This is a genomic window from Anaerobacillus sp. 63XJN7_5_ISO-PGPR-S23-430 (assembly GCF_056173695.1).
This window is the reverse complement of sequence record NZ_CM149686.1, coordinates 2,057,177-2,080,195: the sequence shown is the minus strand read 5'-3', so window position 1 is coordinate 2,080,195 and position 23,019 is coordinate 2,057,177. Positions and strand designations below refer to the sequence as shown.

Here is a 23,019-nt window from a genome sequence, read left to right as displayed (position 1 = left end):
AGGCACTTCCTGTCTTAAGTAGTTTTCTTTATTTATATTCAAAGAACTGAAAATGTGATTGGTCATCTGTACGAAAAAACGCATCCAATGGATGCGTTTCTCTTCTTTATTTTAGATTCTCTGGATTTAACACTTGAAGTGCTTCAGGGACAAACTTGCCATCTTTGCGAATTAACTCATCATCAAACCAGATTTGCCCGCCACCATATTCCGGACGTTGGATTAAAACAAGATCCCAATGAACGGAAGAATCGTTGCCGTTTGGTGCCTCATCATAGGCTTGTCCTGGGGTGAAATGGAAAGATCCATCGATTTTCTCATCAAAGAGAATATCTTTCATTGGCTCACGAATGAAAGGATTGACGCCGATAGCGAATTCTCCGATATATCGTGCACCTTCGTCCGTGTCGAGAATTTGATTAAGTCTTTCTGTATCGTTTGCAACTGCATCAATCACTTTTCCGTTTTCAAAAGTAAGCTGGACGTTTTCAAACACAAAACCGTTATAAGGAGAAGGTGTATTATACGTAATGACGCCATTGACGCTATCTTTTACAGGTGCCGTAAATACTTCTCCATCAGGTATGTTAAGTTCACCCGCACATTTTACAGCTGGAATATCTTTAATAGAAAAACTTAAATTTGTATCCGGGGAGACGATTCGGACTTCGTCAGCTTTGTTCATACGCTCAACAAGGGCATCCATCGCCTCACTCATTTTTGCGTAATCCATTGTACAAACATTGAAATAGAAATCTTCAAATGCTTCTGTACTCATACCTGATAGCTGTGCCATTGATTCATTAGGATATCTCATCACAACCCATTTCGTTTGTTTTACACGTTGGTTGCTGTGAACTTTTGTTTTGTAAATCTGATTATAGAGAGCCATTTTCGCTTCAGGAACGTCAGAAAGTTCATTAATGTTCTCAGAACCGCGAATGCCAATATACGCATCCATTTTCTCCATTTGATTTAAGTCGATTTCAGCCCATTCTGTAATTTGTTCTTCTGTGGCATTCATCAATAGCTCACGAAGAACTTGATTATCTCTTAAATTCACATGAGGAAAGCCACCTGCTTTATGTACTTCTTTTACAATACTCCGCACTAATGAATTATTCACATCAAAGGCTTCAATCAAGACATGTTCACCTTGTTGAATTTTTGTAGAATACTGCACAAGTTTCTCTGCAAACTCTATAATACGAGAATCAAACATATTCTCCCTCTTTTCATCAAATTAATATTCTTAACCTTTTCTATTATACGCTCTATACCGGAGTTTCTTCAAACATTAGAAAACCGGGCATACGCCCGGTTTTCTTATTTGATATCTTGATCGTACTCCATATAGATTACGTGTGTCTTAAGATATTCATTAAGACCATGTTTGCCATCTGCACCACCGATACCTGATTGTCCCATACCTGCATGGAACCCTTGCACCGCTTCAAAGTTCTCACGATTCACATAAGTTTCACCATAACGAAGGACGTTCGATGCTTTCATCACTTCGTGCATGTTATCACTAAAGATCGATGAAGATAGTCCATAATGAGTATCGTTAGCCATTTCTAGAACTTTGTCAAAATCGCTATATACAACAATCGGTAAGACTGGTCCGAAAATCTCTTCTTGGATAACATTCATATCCTGGGATACATCAGTCAGAACAGTAGGTTCAAAGAAAAAGCCTTTGTCCCGATCTACACGCTTCCCACCTGTTTTCACAACAGCACCAGCTTTCACTGCATTATTCACCATTTCTTCGACAGAATCGATTTGCTGTTTGTTCGCAAGTGGACCTATGTCACATCCATCTTCGTTTAAAGAGTCCCCTACTTTTGTATTCTTAAAAGTATTAGTAATTTTCGAGATGAATTCTTCGGCTACATCTTCATGCACATATACACGTTCTGCATTTGTACAAGCCTGACCATTGTTTGTTATACGAGATGTCGTAATCTTCTCAACGGCTAAGTCAACGTTCGCATGTTTCGTTACGATCGCTGGCGCTTTGCCACCAAGCTCAAGATTCACTTTTGTAATGTTTTTAGCAGCCGCTTCCATCACTTTTGAACCTGCCGGATAACTTCCTGTTAAACTAATCATTTGCACGTCTGGTGAAGAAGCAAGTGGCGTACCAATGTCTGAACCTTTACCGGTAACTAAGCTAAATACTCCTTTAGGGACGCCGATTTCATGGATAATACTTGCTAGCTCACATGCTGTATTTGGCGTATATTGACTTGGCTTAATAATAATCGGACAGCCTGTGACAAACGCTGGTGCTACCTTCCGAGCAAAGATAAACATTGGGAAGTTCCATGGCACAATACCCCCAACGATTCCGATCGGCTTTTTGAATACAAGAATATTCTCATTCGGGCGATCACTTGGGAGTACTTCTCCTTCATATCGTCTTGCCCAACCTGCCATATAGCGGAAGTAATCAATCGTTAGGTCTACTTCTGCCTTTGAAGCATCTACTGTTTTACCATTTTCTTCAGTCAACATGTTAATAAAAGCTTCTTTTTTCTCTTCAATTTTATTTGCAATCTTATATAAGTAATCAGCTCGTTCAATTGAAGGTTTCTTTTCCCAATCTCTTTGGGAAGCTTTAGCGGCTTCAATTGCACGCTGCACGTCATTCTCATCACTTTTCGGAATTCGTGAAATCACTTCTTCTGTAGCTGGATTGATCACTTCGAGCATTTCTTCTGAATGACTGTTTGTAAATTCACCGTTAATGTATAGTTGATAGCTTTTCACTTGAAAGACCTCCTACATAGTGTTGGAGAACTGTTCCCAAGTTAGTTATATTCTTAAACATATGATCACACATTCAAACAGGTTCTTTCGCTAACTCCCTCTTCTCAAGCCAATCTTCTAGTTCTTTATGATGCCTTTTCATCTCTTCATATCCTTGATTGTATAAAGTCGTGAGACGAAGCTGTGACTTTTCTATCCGTGCTACTTCAAGAGGTGTGGAAGGTTGAATGATAAAATAATTTTCCCGATTTGCTTCTATATGATCAAGTGTTTGATTGTAATGAATATATCGCTTTGTAATGGCTTGTGCGAGCGCAGGATTTTTCCGATAAAGACGTTGGATCATCCATGATAACTTTGATTTCTGCTTTCGATATCCTTCATTACGGGTCAAAACGACGACATGACTTTTATTGCCATCGGCTTCCGATTTTTGAACAGGAATCGGATCTGTAATACCCCCATCGAGATGAAAACGATTATTAATTTGAACGGGCGGCGCCATAAATGGTAATGAGCTCGATGCTCTTAGAATCGAAAGAATCTGTTCACCATCATCTTTCTTATTAAAGTAATAAGGTTTTCCAGTAGAGATGTCTGTTGTGCCAATAACAAATTGCTCAGTAGCATTCTGAAATGCCTCAAAATCGAAGGGCACATGAGTAGAAGGAATTTCATTAAAGATCAAGTCCATACCAAACAGCTGTTTTTTACGAAATAAATTTTTGTATGAAATGTATTCTGGATGGTTCACGTAATCAATAAGTACTGTGCGGTTCCTTCCATTTTGCCTAGAGAGGTATGAAGCTGCATTACAAGCACCAGCAGATACGCCAATCACGTAAGGAAAATACAAATCGTGCTCCATCATATACTCTAAAACGCCTGCCGTATAAACGCCTCTCATCCCTCCGCCTTCTAGTACAAGACCTACTGAATTCATTTAAAAGTCCCCTTTTCAATCATCTATAGTTAATTTTACTGGAGTTGTAAATGAACCTCAAGAAAGCAAGCTTAGTTACTCGTCAAAAGTAAAAAGCTCCCTGCCAGTGCAGGAAGCTTCCTTTATTCTTCGCGTTCTTCATTCTGAATTGTTTTATGCCCTGTTGATGCTTCTTGAGGGAACTTTGTTTGATCTGCTGTTTTAGGTCGTTCACGTTCCATACCTTTTTTCTTATGATCAAATGCCTTTCCTCGGCCCATCTTACCCCTCCTTTCATCTCTTCATATTCTCCCACTTACGGAAAAAAAGTATCCGTAAGAAAGTGAAATGAACATGTATAGAACCAGATGAAAGTGGCTATGATAATTAGTGAAGAGGGAAGACCAAAAGTGCATAAGGAAAACGGAAGCTTTTAAGGAGATGGTCGCGTTGAACTACTCTGTTGGTAAAACAAGGCTCTAACAACTTTCATTAGAAAGAGGTGTCTCCAAAAGACAACTACCGTTCTACCCCATCGCTTGTTTAGCAAACGCTAATAACTTCCTTCTTCATGAGGGTCTTATCCTATCGGATAGGGCCCTTTATGCATTTTCTTTCACATGCTGATGTGCTAAACTAATCTGAATTGCGATTTGCTCTGGCGACGTACCTCCATAGCTTTTTCTTGCATTCATCACATTAGCAGGCTTAAGCACTTCAAAAACATCTTCTTCAAATAATGGCGTAAATGATTTAAATTCTTCCATTGTAAGATCAAGTAAAAATTTCTTTCTCTCGATACCGTAAAGAACAATTTTTCCAATGACTTCATGTGACTCGCGGAACGTCATTCCTTTATTCACAAGGTAATCCGCAATATCGGTTGCATTAGAGTAATCTTCATTAACTGCTTGCTTCATGTTTTCTGTCTGTACTGTCATTGTTTCAATCATAGGCGCCAAAAGTTGAAGAGCGCCATCAAGCGTCTTAGCTGTATCAAACATGCCTTCCTTGTCTTCCTGCATGTCTTTGTTATAAGCAAGCGGTAGTCCCTTTAATACCGTTAACAAGCTAAACAAATTCCCGTAAACACGACCTGTTTTCGCACGAAGAAGTTCAGGAACATCCGGATTCTTTTTCTGTGGCATAATACTCGATCCCGTACAGAAAGAATCGTCTAGTTCGATAAATTGGAATTCCTGACTGCTCCAGATCACCATTTCTTCCGACAAACGGGACATGTGCATCATAAGCATGGAAGCATTTGAAAGAAACTCAACAATAAAATCACGATCACTAACAGCGTCCATGCTATTCGGATAAACGGCGTCAAAACCTAACAGTTCTGCCGTGCGATGACGATCAATCGGAAAGGTTGTTCCAGCTAGTGCGCCTGCACCAAGCGGTAACATACTCGTTCTCTTTAAGCTGTCTTGAAACCTTTCCTTGTCACGTTCAAACATCCAGAAATACGCTAGCATATGATGAGCAAATGATACGGGTTGAGCACGCTGCAAATGTGTATAACCTGGTAAAACAGTTTCAACATGAGATTCAGCCTGGCTTAGAATCGCCTGCTGAACCTCTTCGATATGTGAAATAAAATGGTTAACCTTTTTTATAAGGTACATATGCATATCCGTTGCAACCTGGTCATTACGACTTCTACCGGTATGCAGCTTTCCTCCAACAGGTCCTATTTCATCAATGAGTGCTTTTTCAATGTTCATATGAATGTCTTCGTGAGATACATCGTATTCAAACGTTCCATTCTGAATGTTCTCAAGAACAACGTGTAAGCCTCGCTTGATTTCTTCCATGTCCGAGGAACTAATCACTCCGCATTCACTAAGCATCTGAACATGGGCCAGACTGCCTTCGATATCTTCTTCTGCTAGTTCTTTATCATACTGGATCGAAGCTGTATATTCTTCTACAAGCTTATTCGTTTCTTTCGTAAAGCGTCCACCCCATAGCTTAGACACACTAACATCTCCTTATTGAGTTACTTTTTGTTTCTTATGCACTTCCGCATTCACTTTTGTAGGTAATCCCCATAGTTTAATGAATCCAACTGCAGCGTCATGATCAAAGAGATCACCTTTAAGATATGTTGCAAGTTGTTCGTTATAGAGAGAGTTTTCTGACTTACGTCCAACTACTGTGTTTGACCCTTTGTGTAATTTAAGACGAATCTTCCCACTTACTACTTTCTGGGTTTCGTTAATGAACCCTTCAAGCGCCTGACGAAGTGGTGAATACCATAGACCATCATAGATCAGTTTTGAAAGCTGCTGATCAATCGTCGTTTTGAACTGTGATACTTCACGAGTATGTGTTAGAAATTCTAGTTCTTTATGAGCGTTAATCAAAATGAGCGCGCCTGGATTTTCATATACTTCTCTGGATTTAATCCCAACAAGGCGATTTTCAATATGATCAATACGTCCAATACCGTGGACGCCGCCGATTTCATTTAACTTCTCAATAAGATCAACTAGCCCAATCTTTTGGCCATTAAGTGCTGTTGGGCAGCCTTCTACAAAATCAATTTCAATGTATTCCGGCTCATCAGGTGTTAGGTGAATTGGTGCTGTCCAATCGAATGCGGCTTCTGGAGCCTCAGCCCACGGATCTTCAAGTACACCAGCCTCACATGCACGTCCCCAAATGTTGGCATCAATTGAAAATGGATTATCAAGTTTAACTGGAACCGGGATCCCTTTTTCTTGTGCGTAAGCAATCTGTTCATCACGCGTCATTCCCCATTCACGAACAGGAGCGATCACTTTCAAGTCCGGATTCAACGCTTGAATCGATACTTCAAAGCGAACCTGATCATTTCCTTTTCCTGTACATCCATGTGCCACTGCCGTAGCTCCTTCACGTTCAGCCGCTTCAACGAGAAGCTTTGAAATGAGGGGACGTGACAGTGCTGAGGATAGCGGGTATTTCCCTTCGTATAATGCATTTGCTTTTAATGCGGGTAAAAGATAATTCTCAGCAAGAAGTTCTTTCGCTTCAATCATATAAGCTTTTGAGGCACCCACATTCAGTGCCTTTTCCTTGATCGACTCTAGATCTTTCCCTTCACCTACGTCAAGTCCAAGAGCAATAACCTCGTATCCATATTTTTCTTCTAACCATTTTATCGAAATGGAGGTATCAAGTCCTCCGGAATAAGCAAGAATGATTTTCTCTTTTGCCATGTCATCCACTCCTTATCTTTGTATTAATATCTATGATAACGTATATTTATTCAAATTGCACGAAAAAAATTTAACTTTTTAATAAAAGTTTCAAAAGTGCTTTTTGAGCGTGAAGACGATTCTCTGCTTCCTGGTATACAACTGAATGAGAGCCATCGATAATTTCCGCTGTAACCTCTTCTCCTCTATGCGCTGGAAGGCAATGCATAAAGATGTAATTTTCATCAGCATTTATGCATAACTCCTCATTCACCTGATAAGGTTCGAAAACGCCCTCGCGTTCAGCTTGCTCGTCTTCTTGCCCCATACTCGCCCACACATCGGTAATCAAAACATCCGCATCCTTAGCAGCTGCAAGGGGATCAGCGGTTACTTCAATGACCGAACCATTTGTTTTCGCTACTTCGTTCGCTTTCGCTACGATCTCTTCATCTGGTTCATACCCTGCTGGACAGGCGATCGTGAAATTCATGCCCACTTTCGCTGCCCCTTCAATAAGTGAATGAGCCACATTGTTCCCATCTCCAAAATAAGCTGCTTTCAATCCACTTAAATGACCTTTATGCTCGATAATCGTTAGTAAATCAGCAAGAATTTGTGCTGGATGATGTGTATCTGTTAATCCGTTAATAACAGGAACGGAAGAAGCTTTCGCAAAACGTTCAATCGTCTCATGGCCAAACGTTCGAATCATTACTCCGTCAAGGTACCCTGCTAGCACATTAGCGGTGTCTTCAACCGTCTCACCTCTTCCAAGCTGAATGTCTTTCGAACTAAGAAACAAAGCATGCCCGCCAAGCTGAAGCATCGCTACTTCAAATGATACACGCGTTCTTGTTGATGACTTTTCGAAGATCATCCCAAGCACCTTTCCTTTTAATTCTCCATGAGGAATCCCTTCTTTTTGAAGTTTTTTCAACTGTTCAGCTTCTTGCAAAAGATAATGAATCTCCTCACTGCTAAGTTCAGCGATCGATAGAAAATCTTTCCCCTTCATTCCTTCTGCGATTTCATTTTGCGTTTTTACCGACTGCATCATTCAATCATCCTTCCTGCCCGATTGGAGTTTCTTTCATTTGGTGCCAATGCGCTAGACTGTTGACTTCAAGTGTCTTCGATCCTTCTAAGACCAATAACTGAAGCGTGTCAAGATGCGTAAAACATGGAATTTTATATCGTGTGGCGAGTGCGCGCATTTGAAATCCAGAGCGTTCTTTTTCTCTGCCGATTGTCGGAATCGATACAACTGCGCTTAGCTCTTCTTTCATTAGCGTCTCAATTTCATCTAAATCTTTTTTTATCACGGTTGATTGGATGCCTTTGTCATTTAACAATTTGGCTGTTCCAGATGTTGCGTATATTTTTACACCTTTTTCTTTAAGCTTCATTAGTACATCACATGCAGCTTCTTTATGCTCTTCACTAATTGAACATAGGATGGAAGAAGGTAGCTTATTCGGATCCCATGTTGGTACAATCGCTTTTCTTAATGCTTCTTCCGATGTTTTTGCCATAGCAAGAACTTCTCCTGTAGACTTCATCTCTGGTCCAAGCACATGGTCAACGTTTTTTAACTTTCCATTTGAGAAGATAGGAAACTTCACAGTGTAATAAGGCTTCTCTTCTAATAATCCCGTTGCTTCTAATGAGTTACTTTGCAATTGCGCTTTAATCGCCCATTCAACCATTGGAATGTTCGTTACTTTACTGATAACGGGTACCGTTCTCGAAGATCTTGGATTAATTTCAAGAACATAAATGATGCCTTGATCGATGACAAATTGAATATTCATTAACCCTCGACATTCGAGCGCTTGAGAGAGCTTTTCAGAATACATCGTAATCGTTTCTTTCTGCTTCTCTGTAATGGATACAGGTGGATAAATCGCTGTGCTATCTCCAGAATGAACGCCCGCTCGTTCAAGGTGCTCCATAATGCCAGGAATGGCGATTGATTCTCCGTCGCAAATCACATCGACCTCACATTCAATTCCTTCCACAAAGCGGTCGAGAAGGAATGGCCACATTTTCTTTGAACTGCTCTCTAATTTTTGCGTATACCGTTTCAATTCATCCATATGACGGAAGATAAACATGTTTTGTCCGCCTATCACATAGGAAGGTCTTACAATGATCGGGAATCCTAACTCTGCGGCAAGCTCCTCCATTTCATCTGGCTTGTAAGCCATTTTCCCTTCAATATAAGGAATCGAAAGAGAATCCAACAATTGATAAAATTGATCTCGGTCCTCAACTTTATTAATGTTCTCAACAGGTGTTCCGAGGATTGGAACTCCGCGCTCGTGCAACTCTTCCGCTAAATTAACAGCTGTTTGACCACCAAATTGTACGGCCACTCCTATAATATGTTCCTTTTCGATAACCGCAAGAACATCTTCAAGTGAGAGCGGTTCAAAGTAAAGACGATCGGCAACGCTATAATCTGTACTAACCGTTTCTGGGTTATTATTCATAACAATCGCACGATAGCCTAACTTCTTCACTGCTTGTGTCGCGTGAACGGAGCAATAGTCAAACTCCACACCTTGCCCGATTCGAATGGGCCCTGAACCAAGAACGAGGATGCCTGGCTCATTGATCTGCTCCATCTCATCGCTCCCTAAATACGTAGAGTAGAAATAAGGCGTGATGGCTTCAAACTCCCCTGCACACGTATCAACTTGCTTCATTCCCCTCTGAATGCCAGCTTCTTTACTCATACTCATGATCGAATCGATCGTTTTTCCAGTTACTTTCGAAATGTAAGCATCACTAACGTTTAATTGCTTAACATGAATCAATAATTCTTCAGAAAGATCGGTTTGATTCATTATCTTTACTTCCGCTTCCACAATTCGCTTCACCTTATGAAGAAACCAGCTATCAATGGCTGTAAGTGATTTGATGTCCTCTACAGAATAACCTCTTCGAAAAGCTTCACTAATTAAAAAAAGTCTTTCATCTGTTGGCGTCATTAGCTGTTCATTTAAATACTCTTGACTTACCTCTTCATATAAGCCTGTTAATGATTGATGACCACTCTCTAGAGATCGAACAGCTTTGTTTAAAGCACCTTCAAAACTTCGATCAATTGCCATCACTTCTCCAGTTGCTTTCATCTGCGTTCCGAGTACGCGATCACCTTCAGGAAACTTATCAAATGGGAACCTCGGTATTTTGACAACTAAATAATCAAGGGCAGGTTCGAATGCTGCATACGTATTACCTGTAATTGGATTTGGAAGCTCATCTAATGTAAAGCCAATGGCACATTTTGCAGCCATACGTGCAATCGGATAGCCAGTAGCTTTAGAAGCTAATGCAGACGAACGACTTACCCGCGGATTCACCTCAATGATGTAATAATCGTTTGATTCAGGGTTTAATCCAATTTGAATATTACAACCACCAATAACGTCAATGGCACGAATCACTTTCAACGAAACGTTTCGTAGCATCTGGTATTGGTAATCATTCAGCGTCTGAGATGGTGCAACAACAATCGAATCCCCTGTATGAATTCCAACAGGATCCATATTTTCCATGTTACAGACGATCATGCACGTATCGTTTTCGTCACGCATCACTTCATATTCGATTTCTTTCCAACCAAGCATGCTTTTTTCAATGAGTACCTGGTGAATAGGACTTAAGGAAAGGCCACGATCAACAATTTCAAGCAAGGCGTTGTCATCAGCTGCAAATCCACCGCCTTCACCACCCATTGTATAGGCTGGGCGAACCATAATCGGATAGCCAATTTCTCGAGCGAATGTTAATGCCTCTTCCCTTGTCACGGCAATTTTCGACTCAGGTACTGGTTCGCCAATATCAAGCATGAGCTGTCTAAACTTCTCACGGTCTTCCCCATTTTGAATAGATTCAACAGAGGTGCCAAGAAGTTCCACATTCAACTTTTCTAGAATTCCTTTTTCATAAAGCTGTACGACAAGATTTAAACCTGTTTGACCACCCAGTGTGCCAATGATGCCATCAGGCTTTTCTTTTTTGAGGATTTCCTCTACATAAGGAAGCGTCATTGGTTCCATATAAACATGATCCGCGATTGATGAATCCGTCATAATGGTGGCTGGATTGCTATTTATTAAAACTACCTCAATCCCCTCTTCTTTTAGCGCCAGGCACGCCTGTGTACCTGCATAATCAAATTCCGCTGCCTGACCAATGACAATAGGGCCAGATCCTAAAATGACAACTTTTTTTAACTCTTTACGTAAAGGCATAATGCTGGTCTCCTGTTCTCGTAATCTGGTGCATAAATTCATCGAATAAAAAAGCTGTATCAGATGGTCCCGCATGTGCTTCAGGATGGAATTGCACCGATTGAATGTTGTAATGTTGATGTTTTAATCCTTCAACGGTTCCATCATTTAAATTAACAAAAGTAAGCGCAAACCCTGTATCTTCTAAGGTCTCCTGTACGACTTCATAACCATGGTTTTGGGAGGTGATAAACACTTTCCCCGTCTCCAAATGCTTCACCGTGTGATTCGACCCCCGATGTCCAAATGTTAGCTTTCGAGTGGACGCCCCGTGTGCAAGAGCGAGAAGCTGATGACCAAGACAAATCCCGAATGTTGGATATTTTTCACTAATAAGCCGGATCGTTTTAAAAGTTGCAGATAATGCTTCAGGATCTCCAGGACCATTACTTAACACCACTCCGTCTGGTTGTAGGTTAACAACTTCCTCAAAAGTTGTATTAAATGGCATGATTGTTACAGCACAACCAAGAGATTGAAGGGACGTAAGAATTGATTTCTTATACCCGTAGTCCATTAGCACGATATGTGGTCCCTCACCTGGATAATGTGATTTTTCTTTTACTGATACATTTGGAACAAAAGATTTCTCTGATTTCCATTCAACGTTGTTACTAGGAAATTCAGCCGTTATCTGTCCTTTCATTGTTCCATAATCCCGTAGCATTTTAACGAGGGCTCGTGTGTCTACACCTGTTAAAGAAGGAATTTCATTCTGTAATAAACCATTTGAGAAGGAACCTGTTGCTAAATAATGACTAGGTTCCTCACACTGCTCTCCTGTAACAACACCGTGAAGATGAAGGTGTTCACTTTCACTATCAAGTTTATTTATTCCATAGTTACCGATTTGTGGGTAACAGAAGACGATGATTTGCCCGGCGTAAGAAGGATCAGATACAATCTCTTGATATCCAGTCATGCTTGTATTGAAAACAACTTCACCAGAAGCTTCTAAAGCCCCTATTAGATCGCCTTCAAATACTGCTCCGTTTTCTAATACAAGATAGCCCTTTTTCATGCCTTATCCTCCCCTTCAGTTGACTTAAAAACGTCGGTTAGCTTCTCCAAAAATTGCTCTACTTCCTTCTTACTCACATTAAGAGGTGGAAGAATGCGAATGACGTTAGGTCCTGCACTTAAAACCAGAACGTCTTTTTCTCTAAGCTTACTAACAAAAGGCGCGGCATCCGCCACTTCAATTCCTAGAAGTAAACCTAGTCCCCTCACTTCATTAATGGAATTGTACTGCTCCGACAAACTTTTTAATTCATTTATAAGCATGTCTCCCATTTCTTTTGCGTTGTTAAGTAAAGAAACAATCTCTTTTACCGTCGAAGTTGCAGCGGCAGAAGCAAGTGGATTTCCCCCAAATGTACTTCCGTGAGTTCCTGGACCAAATGTTGGCGCTACGCTTTCCTTCGCAAGCATCGCACCAATCGGGAATCCTGAACCTAACCCTTTTGCAAGCGTCATAATATCTGGTTCAAACCCATATTGCTCATGAGCAAATAGCGTTCCGGTTCGGCCCATCCCGGTTTGCACTTCATCAACGACGATAAGAATATTGTTCGATTTACAAATCGACACAAGCTCCGAAATCCACTCCTGATCTGCTGGACGAACGCCTCCTTCTCCCTGGACGAGCTCTAACATGACGGCTGCTGGTTTTAGTTCCTCGATTTCTGATAAACGATCAGAATCGTTGTAAGGAAAATATTCAAAACCAGGAAGCATAGAGCCAAATCCATCTTGAAGGTTTGGTTGAGCTGTAGCGGAAAGGGAACCTAGCGTTCTTCCATGGAAGGACTTTGTGAACGTTGCAATTGTTTCTTTACCGCTCCATTTTCGAACGAGCTTAATCGCTGCTTCATTCGCTTCCGTACCACTATTACAGAAGAACACCTGGTCAAAACAGCTTTCCGCCGTTAACACGTCAGCGAGTTCCTGCTGTTTTGGGATATGGTATAAATTCGAGCAATGCCAGAGGAGATTTAACTGATCTGATACAGCTTTTTTGATCGCTTCTGGTTGATGACCAAGATTACATGTGGCAATTCCGGAAGTAAAATCTAGATATTTTGTTCCGTCTTCACTATATAGGAAGCTTCCTTCACCTTTAACGGCAGTAATCGGAAGTCGATTATATGTTTGCATGATGCTTGTTTGTGACGTTTCAGTTAGTGACATTCTAAAGACTCCTTTCGAACAATTCGCGTTCCAACAGGTTCATGTACGACTGCTTTTAGCAGGGCATTCTCTTCTCGACCATCAACAATAATTACCGAGGAGACTTTATCCGAAAGAGCGGCAATCGCTCCTTTCACTTTAGGGATCATTCCACCAATAATCGTGCCTTTTTCTATTAAACTTGTTATTTTTGGCTCATCTAGCGTTCTGAAAATAACTTTTTGCCCATCAATTTCTTCATACACACCCGGTGTATCGCTAACGAGACAAATATCTGCACGCAGCGCCTGAGCGACAGCTGATGCGGCTTCATCCCCATTAATATTAAGAGGTTCGAAAGATTCATCCGTACTGATTGGTGAGATAATAGGTATGTACCCAGCTTGAGAGAGTTGTTCAATTAGTGATTTATCTACATGGATGACTTCCCCAACACGGCCGAGTGATTCATTAGACTGTTTGCATGTAAACAGCTTGCCGTCTACGCCACTAATGCCAATGGCTTTCGCTCCTGCATGGTGGATCTTCCGCACGAGCTGTTTATTCACCTTACCGCTCAGTACCATTTCAACTGTATCGACCATCTCCTCTGTTGTGACACGTAGTCCATCGACAAATGTTGTCTGAATTGATAGTTTATCAAGCATCCTTGAGATTTCAGGGCCTCCACCATGAACGAGTACCGGATGATATCCTTGTTTTTTCATAGCTACTAGGTCAAGGTAAAATGATTCTGGAAGCTGATTTAATATACTTCCACCACATTTAATAACAAAATACTTTTGATTATGTTCTGTAGGAGGCATTGATTCTGACATAATCATAAGAAAGGTCACACCCCCATGCCGTTGCTTCTTCATTACCGTTATGCAAATCAATATAGATATGAATGTTCTCGTTTTCTAAATAGGTTTTTGCCTCTTCCTCACTAAATTCCGTTGTTATACCATAATCCACTACTTTAATGGGTCCAAGTGATATGGAAAGAGAATCTTCTTGAACAGATTCACCACTGTACCCAATAGCACATACAATACGTCCCCAGTTTGCATCGGTTCCATATATGGCTGTTTTTACTAAACTAGAACCTACAACAGATTTGGCAATGGCTTTCGCACCGGTTTCTGTTTGAGCACCTTTTACGTGAACTTCAACGAGTTTTGTAGCCCCTTCGCCATCTTTAGCGATCAATTTCGCTAACTGTTGACAAACATACTCTAGTGAACTTAAGAACGTTTGCCACTCAGGATGACTTTCTGATAACGCTTCATTCTCCGCCTGACCATTTGCTAGAAGAAGGACCATATCATTTGTACTCGTTTCACCGTCAACTGTGATCATGTTATAAGTCGTGTCAGTCACAGAGCTTAATGCGGACTGAAGAGCGTTATTTTCTACTTCTGCATCGGTCGTTACAAAAGCCAGCATCGTGGCCATGTTTGGCTTGATCATTCCTGATCCCTTTGCAGCACCACCAATGGTGATGTCTTTTCCATCAATCTGACACGTTACGGCTACCTGTTTTGTCATTGTATCTGTCGTAACGATCGCTTCAGCAAAATCGGTGCCACTCGTTTTTTCTGCATAGCTTGGAATGTGATGAATCCCTTTGATAATGGCTTCCATGGGCAAATACTCCCCAATGACCCCCGTCGAAGTAACAGCCGTTTCCGTTTCTTTTAGACCCATCACAGTTGCGAATTGTTTTCGCATTTCATATGCGTCCTCAAGGCCTTTCTTTCCTGTAAACGCATTGGCGTTTCCCGAATTAACAACTAGGCCTTGAAGTTTTCCATCTACTAAACTTTCTTTTGTCACTTTTAATGGCGGTGCCTGGAAAGTATTCATTGTAAACACTCCTGCAGCATTCGCTGGTACAACCGATTTAATCCAGCCAAGATCTTTACGCTTTCGTTTTAAACCTGCATGAAACCCACCAGCTTGAAATCCTTTAGGAGAAGTAACTGTGCCCTCTTTTACGATTGAAAAAAGTTCCTCACTTACAGTCGATGTTGCCAAAGCATTCAACCCTTTCGTTTAGTAGATTTATGGAAATACTGGAGATAAACTAAGACCTGCTGTCTCAGAATAGCCAAATCGTAGATTCATATTTTGTACCGCTTGACCAGCAGCACCTTTCATCAAATTGTCAATCACCGAGATGATCGTTAAGCGATTTGTTCTCGGATCTACAGAAAGACCAATATCACAGTAGTTAGAACCGGAAACACCTTTTGTGGAGGGCCATTTCCCTTCAGGCATCACGCGAATAAAAGGATGATCTTCATAGATTGATTGGTAAAGATCAATCACTTCTGCTTCGGATCGATCATGAGATAGATTGACATACATGCTGCACATCATCCCTCTTGTAAGCGGGACGAGGTGAGTAGAGAATGATACATTTACATTTTCACCGATTTGATTCGAAATGACTTGTTCTATTTCAGGGATATGCTGATGTTTGCCAAGTTTATAAGCTGATACATTTTCATTAACTTCAGAGTAATGGGCTGTCAGACTCGTTTTACGTCCTGCGCCTGAAAGTCCCGACTTTCCATCTATGATTAAAGACGATGGATCAGCCCATCCTTTTTGAATAATTGGAAGAATACCTAGTAGCGTTGCCGTCGGATAGCATCCTGGATTGGCAATTAAATTTGCGGATTTAATGTCTTCTGAATAGTATTCTGATAATCCATATACCGCTTCTTCCAAAGCTCCTTCTGGTGGAGATGAATGGTTATACCACTTTTCATATAAATCTCCACTCTTTAATCGGAAGTCTCCGGATAAATCGATCATTGGAACACCCGTATTTAGTAGTGAAGGAACAGATTGACTGCTCACGCCAGCTGGTGTTGCGAAGAAGATAACATCTGACTCGGAAGCAAGCTTCTCTGCATCAAGTGCTTCAAACTGACTTACTTGTATATTCGTGAGATGTGGGAAAACATCATGGACATTTGTTCCTGCGTTAGATGGAGATACAATTGTATTAATTTCTACTTCAGGGTGACTAAGCAATAAGCGAATTAATTCAAGGCCGCTATATCCGCTAGCACCGACTATACTTGCTTTCACTATTTCCACTCCCTCTTTCATTGCTTATTGAATGATTATACATATATAAGTATATATATACAACAGGTTTTTTATTATTTTTTCAAATTTATGAATTTGTCACAACGTATTAACAAGCGCAACTTGTTTATCATCCTGATAAAGAGTGTGTTAGGTGAGAAAATTAGTTCAAAAAAAGCATGCCCCTATGAAAGGCATGCTTAAAATTACTTCATTTCAAATTCAAATGTTAGTTTTTTCTCATCCGGGCTCCATACAAGCGCGGCATTAAACGTCCCTTTTTTACTTTTCAGCCCTTTGATTACATTGGATTTTCCTTCAGTTAGAATTTTTTTAGCGTTCGTTTGCGAAATAGGTTTACCAAGAATTCGTTTGGAGATTGTAAACGGGCAACTTGTTTTAGCATAACTACTACACCCAAATAATTTCCCCTTATCCAGTACGTCAGAACCGCAAAGTGGGCATGTGCCAACCTTTTTTCCTAGTGATTTTTTGGATGGCTGTGCTTCTATCTTAATATCTTTTAAATCCCATGATGCAGAAGATTCAACTGCATCGGAGGTTAGCTTCGCTGCAAGTTTCTTCACAGATTCCATGAACGCTTGTGGAGAAGCCTCGCCACTTCCAATTTGTTTTAGCCGCTGCTCCCATTTCGCTGTCATTTCAGGACTTGAAAGAACGGCATTTCCGATCGAATCGATCAATAACATGCCTTTTTCCGTTGCATATACCTGGTTTTTTACAACATCGATGTATTTGCGATCTTTGAGCATTGTGATGATTCCCGCTCTAGTCGCTTCAGTCCCAAGTCCTTCTGTGTCTTTCAAGATCTTCTCAAGAGATTCATCATCTAGATGCTTACCGGCCGTCTTCATCATTGTAATAAGCTGTCCTTCAGTAAATCGTTTTGGCGGCTGTGTTTTGCCTTCTGTTACTTCTACAGATACAACTTTACCTTGTTCGTTCTTTTCAATAGGTGGTAACTCTTCATCCTTCTGACTCGATGGGATAATTCGTTGCCATCCTTCCTGAATTCGCACCTGTCCTTTTGATTGGAATAGGGCTCTATTATCAACGAGGGTGAGCACAGTTGTATAATCGACAATCGATGCCTCTTCGTGCGCCGCTAGTAAACTTCGTGCGATTAAATCATATATTTTAGCTTCATCACCTGATAATTTATCCAGGTTTGGCACCTGTTCTGTTGGAATGATCGCATAGTGATCACTTACTTTCGCAGCATTCACAAATCGCTTGTCCTTTAAGAGCGAGTCACGTTTTAGTGGAAAATACTCTTGATAAGCTCGCTGCTTCTGAAGCTTTGATAAAATCGAAGGGAATTCTGCCGCTTCATCCTTGGTGACAAAACTAGAATCACTTCTTGGATACGAAATGTTCCCCTTTGTGTAAAGCTTCTGAGCAATATCCAACGTTTTTTTCGGTGAAAATTTATAGCGCTTGTTGGCAGTAGACTGAAGAGATGATAGTTGATACAAGAAGGGAGCTTTGTACTGCTTCCGTTCTTTCTTAACCTCACTCGCTAAACAGTCCTTATTTTCACAAAATTGAGCAATGGCTTGGGCCATTTCGGGCGACTCAAGTCTCGTTTGATCTTCATTGGTCCATTTTCCAACAATCATTTTTCCATTGTAATCAAATGTGCCCTTCACTTCCCAAAACGGCTCTGAATTAAAGTTCGCAATCTCTTTCTCTCGTTGAACGACTAATGCTAGTGTAGGCGTTTGAACCCTTCCTGCAGAAAAAACATCCTGTAACCCTTTTTGTTTAAAAAGAAGTGTATACACGCGTGAGGCGTTAATTCCTACGACCCAATCTGCACAAGATCTTGCATAAGCCTCGTAATAAAGATTACGCGTTTCTGTTTCTTCTAACAGTGATTGAAATCCTTCTTTTACTGCACGTTCTGTTAGTGAAGAAATCCAAAGTCGCTTCATTGGTTTCTTGCAACGAGCCTGATTCAAAATCGTACGGACGATGAGTTCACCCTCTCTCCCAGCATCACCCGCGTGAATAATAGATCCTACTTCTTTTTTGTTAACGAGTTCTTTAATGACATTAAATTGTTTCCATTTTCCTTTCGTTACCTGATATTGAAATTGTGTCGGAATCATCGGAAGGGTTTGAAGAGACCACTTCTTCCATGAAGATTCGTATGTTTCAGGTGGAACGAGTTCACACAAGTGTCCTACAGCCCAAGTCATATAGGCTCCATCAGGAAAATCAGGATTAGGTTTAATATAGAGATATCCTTGTTTTTTTTCGGTTGGATAAGGGGCGGCAAGACGCGTTCCCTGATCTGGCTTTTCGGCGATAATACAAACAGCTGCCAAAGGTAACATTCCTCTCTCAAAAAAATACGCTAGCTATTAGTATATCGTACATGTGATCGTATATGGTAGTAGGTGTTTTAACGTTCCTAACTATATTCAACTATCGCTAAGGCGCTTGGATCAAAAGGATCCTGACGAATGCTAGTAGATGGAATTCCGAGCAGCACGTTTTTATTATCAGATTGAACCGCTTCCTCTTCTATGACAATTGATATGTTTTCATGAACAAGGCTCACAATTTTAGGGCCATCCTCTTTTGATACCTCGAAATTCAAAACTTTCGTACAAAAGGCTAGCGCTTGTTTCATATTAGGTACTTTCACGGTTACACACTCACGTTGTTTAACAATAAACCCCCTCCTTTTTAGATCATCCCTATAAAATTCCATATAAAGAAGACTTCCCCCTTCTTTTTGTCATAGCATTAGTTCTAAGGTCGATTCTCTATTGATTCACAAATCAACATGTCCACTAAAAAAGTCAACAAAAAAACTTCCAATCGCTATTTTCTTTCAGTAAGCGATTGGAAGATGAGACTCCATCAATATTAAAGAAGGACACTTTTCTCTATTTCTCTCATTTGATAGAAATAGCCCTTTATTTTCATCAATTCTTTATACGTACCACTTTCTACGATTTGCCCTGAATCCATTACGATAATTTGATCCATTTGTTCAAGATTGTTTAAACGATGACTGACCAGTAGAAGCGTATCCTCTTTCGCTTGTTCAAAAAGATGCTTGAGAATTGACCTTTCAGTAAGAAGGTCGACTGAGGAAGTCGGTTCATCTAATAACCAGACTCGTTTACCCTTTAAGAAGGAACGGGCGATAGCGAGGCGCTGTTGCTCACCACCAGAAAGGTTCGATCCTTTTTCGTGCACGCTATAATCGAGAGAAAAGTGTTCTAGCTGGACAGCTTGAAGACTTTCCATTAACTTTTCATCGGATAATGACTCTCCGGCTAGAAGCAAATTATCACGAATCGTACCTGAAAAGAAATGATTTTGTTGCAGGACGACATTCGTCTTGCTCCAGATATTCTCTTCGGAAAGCGATTGAATGGAACGATCATTCATCTCTAATGCGCCACTTCCCTCAAAGAACTTTAAGAAAAGTTGTAATAGAGTCGATTTTCCAGAACCACTTGGTCCAACAATAGCCGTTTTTCCTCCTGCTGGAATATGAACCGTTACATTAGTTAATGACTTTCGTATTTCATTTGGATAAGAAAAAGTGACATTTCTTGCCGACAGAGAAAAAGCTTTCTCATTCGGAAGATCCACCTTTTCTTTCTCTTCCACCCTTGGCTTCCCTTCTACAGATGACAGTCTTTTCGAAGCTACTATGCTATCTTGCAAATAAGCAGGCATGATAGCCAATGGCACTGCGTTCTCAAAGGACGTTAAAGAGATCAGGACAAGCATGGCGAGAAACACGCCATCTAGTTCTCCCGTTATGACAAGATATGAACCGATCCCAATAACACTCCAGGTTACAAATAAAGACACAAATGAATTAACGGCTTGATGAAGCACTTCTGCTTTTCCTTCTTTGCTTTGAGCAATCCCATAGTCGTTGGATTTTGTTTTAAGATCGCTTTTCTTTCCTTCAACCTCACTCATGATTTTCAAATCACGATAACCAGCGAAAAACTCAGCTGAATCAGCAGCAAATTCTCCTCTACTTGAACGAACCTTTCGATCCTTTTTTCGAATACTCCACGCAAAGTAACCCGGAATCACAATCCCTGTAAAAATTACTCCAAGTAACATTAGAAGTGCAATTTCGAAAGAATAGAATAGCGTAAACCAAATCGTAACAAGGAATATGAGAATAAAAACTATAGGTGGATAAAAAACGCGAAGGTAAAAATGCTGCAGTCGATCAATATCTCCTACAATTCTACCTAGCAGATCTCCACTGCGATATCTCTGTGACAACCCTGCCGCTATTGGCTCAAGCTTTTTATAAAAGGAGACGCGCATGTTGCTTAAAATGGAAAACGTCGCGCGATGAGAATATATCCTTTCAAAGTAGCGTCCAGCTGCGCGGGCAAGTCCAAAAAATTTCACAACAGCTGTTAAAATCGCTAATGCAAACACAGGTAACGATAAGGCTGCCTTCGAAATTAAATAGCCGCTAGAAGCAAACAAGGCAACAGCTGTTATTCCCGCAATAAAACCAAATAATATTGAGAGGAGGATATCCCGTTTTTCTGTCAGCATCTCACGCCATACAAATGCTAGCTCTCTCATAAAGTGACCTCCGCCTTCTGCGTATCAACCATATCACGATACAACTCACTTGAAGCGTAAAGCGATTCATCGGTTCCTTCCGCGATCAAGTTTCCCTTATCAAGGAGTATAATATGATCGGCATTTCGTATTGTATGGATACGGTGTGCTACAGTAATCATTGTTGCGTTTTTTGATAGTTCTTTGATCGAAGTATGAAGAACTTTCTCTGTATATAAATCAAGTCCCGTTGTTGGTTCATCAAATAAAATAATCTCTGGTTGTTTTATAAATGCTCGAGCAAGCGCAATTCTCTGCTTCTCTCCTCCAGATATCCCTCTTCCGGATTCACCAATAACCGTCTCATAACCATTTTCAAGAGAAGCAATAAACGAGGAAATACCAGCTTTCTCAGCCGCCGCTTCGATTTGTATTTTATCCCTACTTTTTGATCCAATCGCGATATTTTCAGCGATCGTTCCAGTAAACAAATACGGGTTTTGTGATATAAAGCTTATCTTTGAAAACCAGCTTTCTTCTTCTAAACTTGTTAGGGGAATTTCGTCGGCGGTAATGGCACCTTCTTGAGGTGGAAGCAATCCACCAAGCAAATTCAAAAGCGTCGATTTTCCAGATCCACTCCGACCAATCACGGCCGTATTGCTATAAGGTTTAATAGTTAGATCAATAGAGGATAACCCAAATCCACTCTCCTGATAGCGATATGAAACGTTCTTAAACGCCAACAGTGGTGGCCTCTCCTTCGTTTCAAGTAATCGATCTCCCCATTTCATTTCGTCACTTTCACGATGAAGTTCTTCACTTACCTTTTTCATTGCACTCATGCTACCTCTACCAGTATGAAAAGCACTGCCTAGTTCCTTTAGGGAAAGATAGAACTCAGGAGCAAGCATAAGAAGGAAAAAGGCTGTAGCAAAAGACATGCTATTAAACACAATGAGACGAAGACCAATCTCAAGAGCGATAATCCCAATGCTTAACATTGAAATAAGCTCAAGCATAAGGGATGAAACAAACGCAACCTTAAGAACTTCGAGCGTTGCATCTCGATAATTCAAGCTGCTTTCTTCCATAATCGAGCGATATTTCTTCGATTGACGAAACAAGTTCAACGTAGTCAAACCCTGAATTGTATCAAGAAAGCGACCAGAAAAAACGGTCATCTGCTCTAGCTTCTCCTCGGATTTTTTCTGAGTACGAATGCCGATAATAATATAAAAGAGTGGAATGAATGGAGCCGTCACGATCATTATTAGCCCTGTTTCAATATGCTGAGTTGAAACTGCGATTAGAATAAAAAAAGGAATAACCGCCGTTTTAAACACTTGTGGAATGTATTGACTATAATAGGAATCAATCTCATCCACCGCATCTAGTAAAACGCTCACTTTCTGTCCAGATTGACCCTGGTAAGACGTTAGAAGTGCGTCTCGAGAAAATTTATTCAAAAGCGCTTCTCTTATTCTTTGTTTTACAATAGCGGCCATGTTAACGCCTGCTTTTCCCATTAAATAAGATACGCAAGGGCGTAGCGCCATGACAATCAGTAAGCCAATGAGATACGATGAAATGTCTGAATATGCTAGTTTTTCAATAAATACCCGATTCACTATTTCTACTGTAAGAAAAGCCTGTACAATAATGGATGCGCCAATCATAAGAGCACCTAAAATCATAAACAAGTGTGTGATTTTAAAACCTGAAGCATACGCTTTAAGTTCGTTCTTCACCTGATCCCCCACCTTTAGTTTCACAACAAACATACGTTTGTGAAATATTTCACATTAATTCTTAATTCCTATTGTACGACTTATACAAAGGAGAAGCAAATACTACGCAGCGATTATTTTTACAATTAAATGAACGAAATCTGTGCTAGAGTCATCGAGCCACTACTTATTCAATTGAGGCATTCTTAGATTTAGCATTCTTCCTTATTTCCTATTTG

Annotated in this window: 17 protein-coding genes; all 17 read right to left on the bottom strand. The window is 40.5% G+C overall.

The window, feature by feature from the left end; translation table 11 throughout:
* Positions 1-106: 106 nt before the first annotated feature.
* The 17 genes from AC0VYJ_RS11165 to cydD all read right to left on the bottom strand — a co-directional run bounded on the left by AC0VYJ_RS11165 (position 107) and on the right by cydD (position 22,801).
* Complete coding sequence (locus AC0VYJ_RS11165) at positions 107-1,222, bottom strand: aminopeptidase (RefSeq protein ID WP_475367388.1); 1,116 nt, start codon at positions 1,220-1,222, stop codon at positions 107-109.
* A 104-nt stretch (positions 1,223-1,326) separates the two neighbouring features.
* A complete protein-coding gene (aldA, locus tag AC0VYJ_RS11160; RefSeq protein WP_475367387.1) occupies positions 1,327-2,775 on the bottom strand; it encodes an aldehyde dehydrogenase in 1,449 nt (482 codons plus the stop codon).
* A 73-nt stretch (positions 2,776-2,848) separates the two neighbouring features.
* The gene (locus AC0VYJ_RS11155; protein ID WP_475367386.1) at positions 2,849-3,718 is read right to left on the bottom strand and encodes a patatin-like phospholipase family protein; all 870 of its coding nucleotides are present in this window, start codon (positions 3,716-3,718) and stop codon (positions 2,849-2,851) included.
* Between the two features lie 122 nt (positions 3,719-3,840).
* Positions 3,841-3,978, bottom strand: coding sequence for a hypothetical protein (locus AC0VYJ_RS11150; RefSeq protein WP_475367385.1), 138 nt, complete (start codon positions 3,976-3,978; stop codon positions 3,841-3,843).
* A gap of 321 nt (positions 3,979-4,299) precedes the next feature.
* The gene (argH, locus tag AC0VYJ_RS11145; RefSeq protein WP_475367384.1) at positions 4,300-5,682 is read right to left on the bottom strand and encodes an argininosuccinate lyase; all 1,383 of its coding nucleotides are present in this window, start codon (positions 5,680-5,682) and stop codon (positions 4,300-4,302) included.
* Between the two features lie 12 nt (positions 5,683-5,694).
* The gene (locus AC0VYJ_RS11140) at positions 5,695-6,906 is read right to left on the bottom strand and encodes an argininosuccinate synthase (protein ID WP_475367383.1); all 1,212 of its coding nucleotides are present in this window, start codon (positions 6,904-6,906) and stop codon (positions 5,695-5,697) included.
* A gap of 70 nt (positions 6,907-6,976) precedes the next feature.
* Positions 6,977-7,945, bottom strand: coding sequence for an ornithine carbamoyltransferase (gene argF, locus AC0VYJ_RS11135; RefSeq protein ID WP_475367382.1), 969 nt, complete (start codon positions 7,943-7,945; stop codon positions 6,977-6,979).
* Between the two features lie 4 nt (positions 7,946-7,949).
* Positions 7,950-11,150, bottom strand: coding sequence for a carbamoyl-phosphate synthase (glutamine-hydrolyzing) large subunit (carB, locus tag AC0VYJ_RS11130; RefSeq protein WP_475367381.1), 3,201 nt, complete (start codon positions 11,148-11,150; stop codon positions 7,950-7,952).
* Entirely contained in the window at positions 11,137-12,210 is a 1,074-nt protein-coding gene (locus AC0VYJ_RS11125) for a carbamoyl phosphate synthase small subunit (protein ID WP_475367380.1), read from the bottom strand. The genes carB and AC0VYJ_RS11125 overlap by 14 nt, the downstream gene beginning before the upstream one ends.
* Positions 12,207-13,379 (bottom strand): acetylornithine transaminase, encoded by a 1,173-nt coding sequence (locus tag AC0VYJ_RS11120; RefSeq protein WP_475367379.1) that lies wholly within the window; start codon positions 13,377-13,379, stop codon positions 12,207-12,209. Before AC0VYJ_RS11120 ends, AC0VYJ_RS11125 begins: the two co-directional genes overlap by 4 nt.
* On the bottom strand, positions 13,370-14,203 hold the full coding sequence (gene argB, locus AC0VYJ_RS11115; RefSeq protein WP_475367378.1) for an acetylglutamate kinase: 834 nt from the start codon (positions 14,201-14,203) through the stop codon (positions 13,370-13,372). Before argB ends, AC0VYJ_RS11120 begins: the two co-directional genes overlap by 10 nt.
* A complete protein-coding gene (gene argJ, locus AC0VYJ_RS11110) occupies positions 14,166-15,398 on the bottom strand; it encodes a bifunctional glutamate N-acetyltransferase/amino-acid acetyltransferase ArgJ (RefSeq protein ID WP_475367377.1) in 1,233 nt (410 codons plus the stop codon). Before argJ ends, argB begins: the two co-directional genes overlap by 38 nt.
* Positions 15,399-15,425: 27 nt before the next feature.
* Entirely contained in the window at positions 15,426-16,484 is a 1,059-nt protein-coding gene (argC, locus tag AC0VYJ_RS11105; RefSeq protein WP_475367376.1) for an N-acetyl-gamma-glutamyl-phosphate reductase, read from the bottom strand.
* A gap of 185 nt (positions 16,485-16,669) precedes the next feature.
* The gene (locus AC0VYJ_RS11100; RefSeq protein ID WP_475367375.1) at positions 16,670-18,814 is read right to left on the bottom strand and encodes a DNA topoisomerase III; all 2,145 of its coding nucleotides are present in this window, start codon (positions 18,812-18,814) and stop codon (positions 16,670-16,672) included.
* Between the two features lie 86 nt (positions 18,815-18,900).
* The gene (locus AC0VYJ_RS11095; RefSeq protein WP_475367374.1) at positions 18,901-19,137 is read right to left on the bottom strand and encodes a hypothetical protein; all 237 of its coding nucleotides are present in this window, start codon (positions 19,135-19,137) and stop codon (positions 18,901-18,903) included.
* A 224-nt stretch (positions 19,138-19,361) separates the two neighbouring features.
* Positions 19,362-21,071: a thiol reductant ABC exporter subunit CydC gene (cydC, locus tag AC0VYJ_RS11090; protein WP_475367373.1), complete on the bottom strand. Its 1,710-nt coding sequence runs from the start codon at positions 21,069-21,071 to the stop codon at positions 19,362-19,364.
* Positions 21,068-22,801, bottom strand: a complete 1,734-nt coding sequence (gene cydD, locus AC0VYJ_RS11085; RefSeq protein WP_475367372.1) for a thiol reductant ABC exporter subunit CydD — start codon at positions 22,799-22,801, stop codon at positions 21,068-21,070. The genes cydC and cydD overlap by 4 nt, the downstream gene beginning before the upstream one ends.
* Positions 22,802-23,019 lie beyond the last annotated feature (218 nt).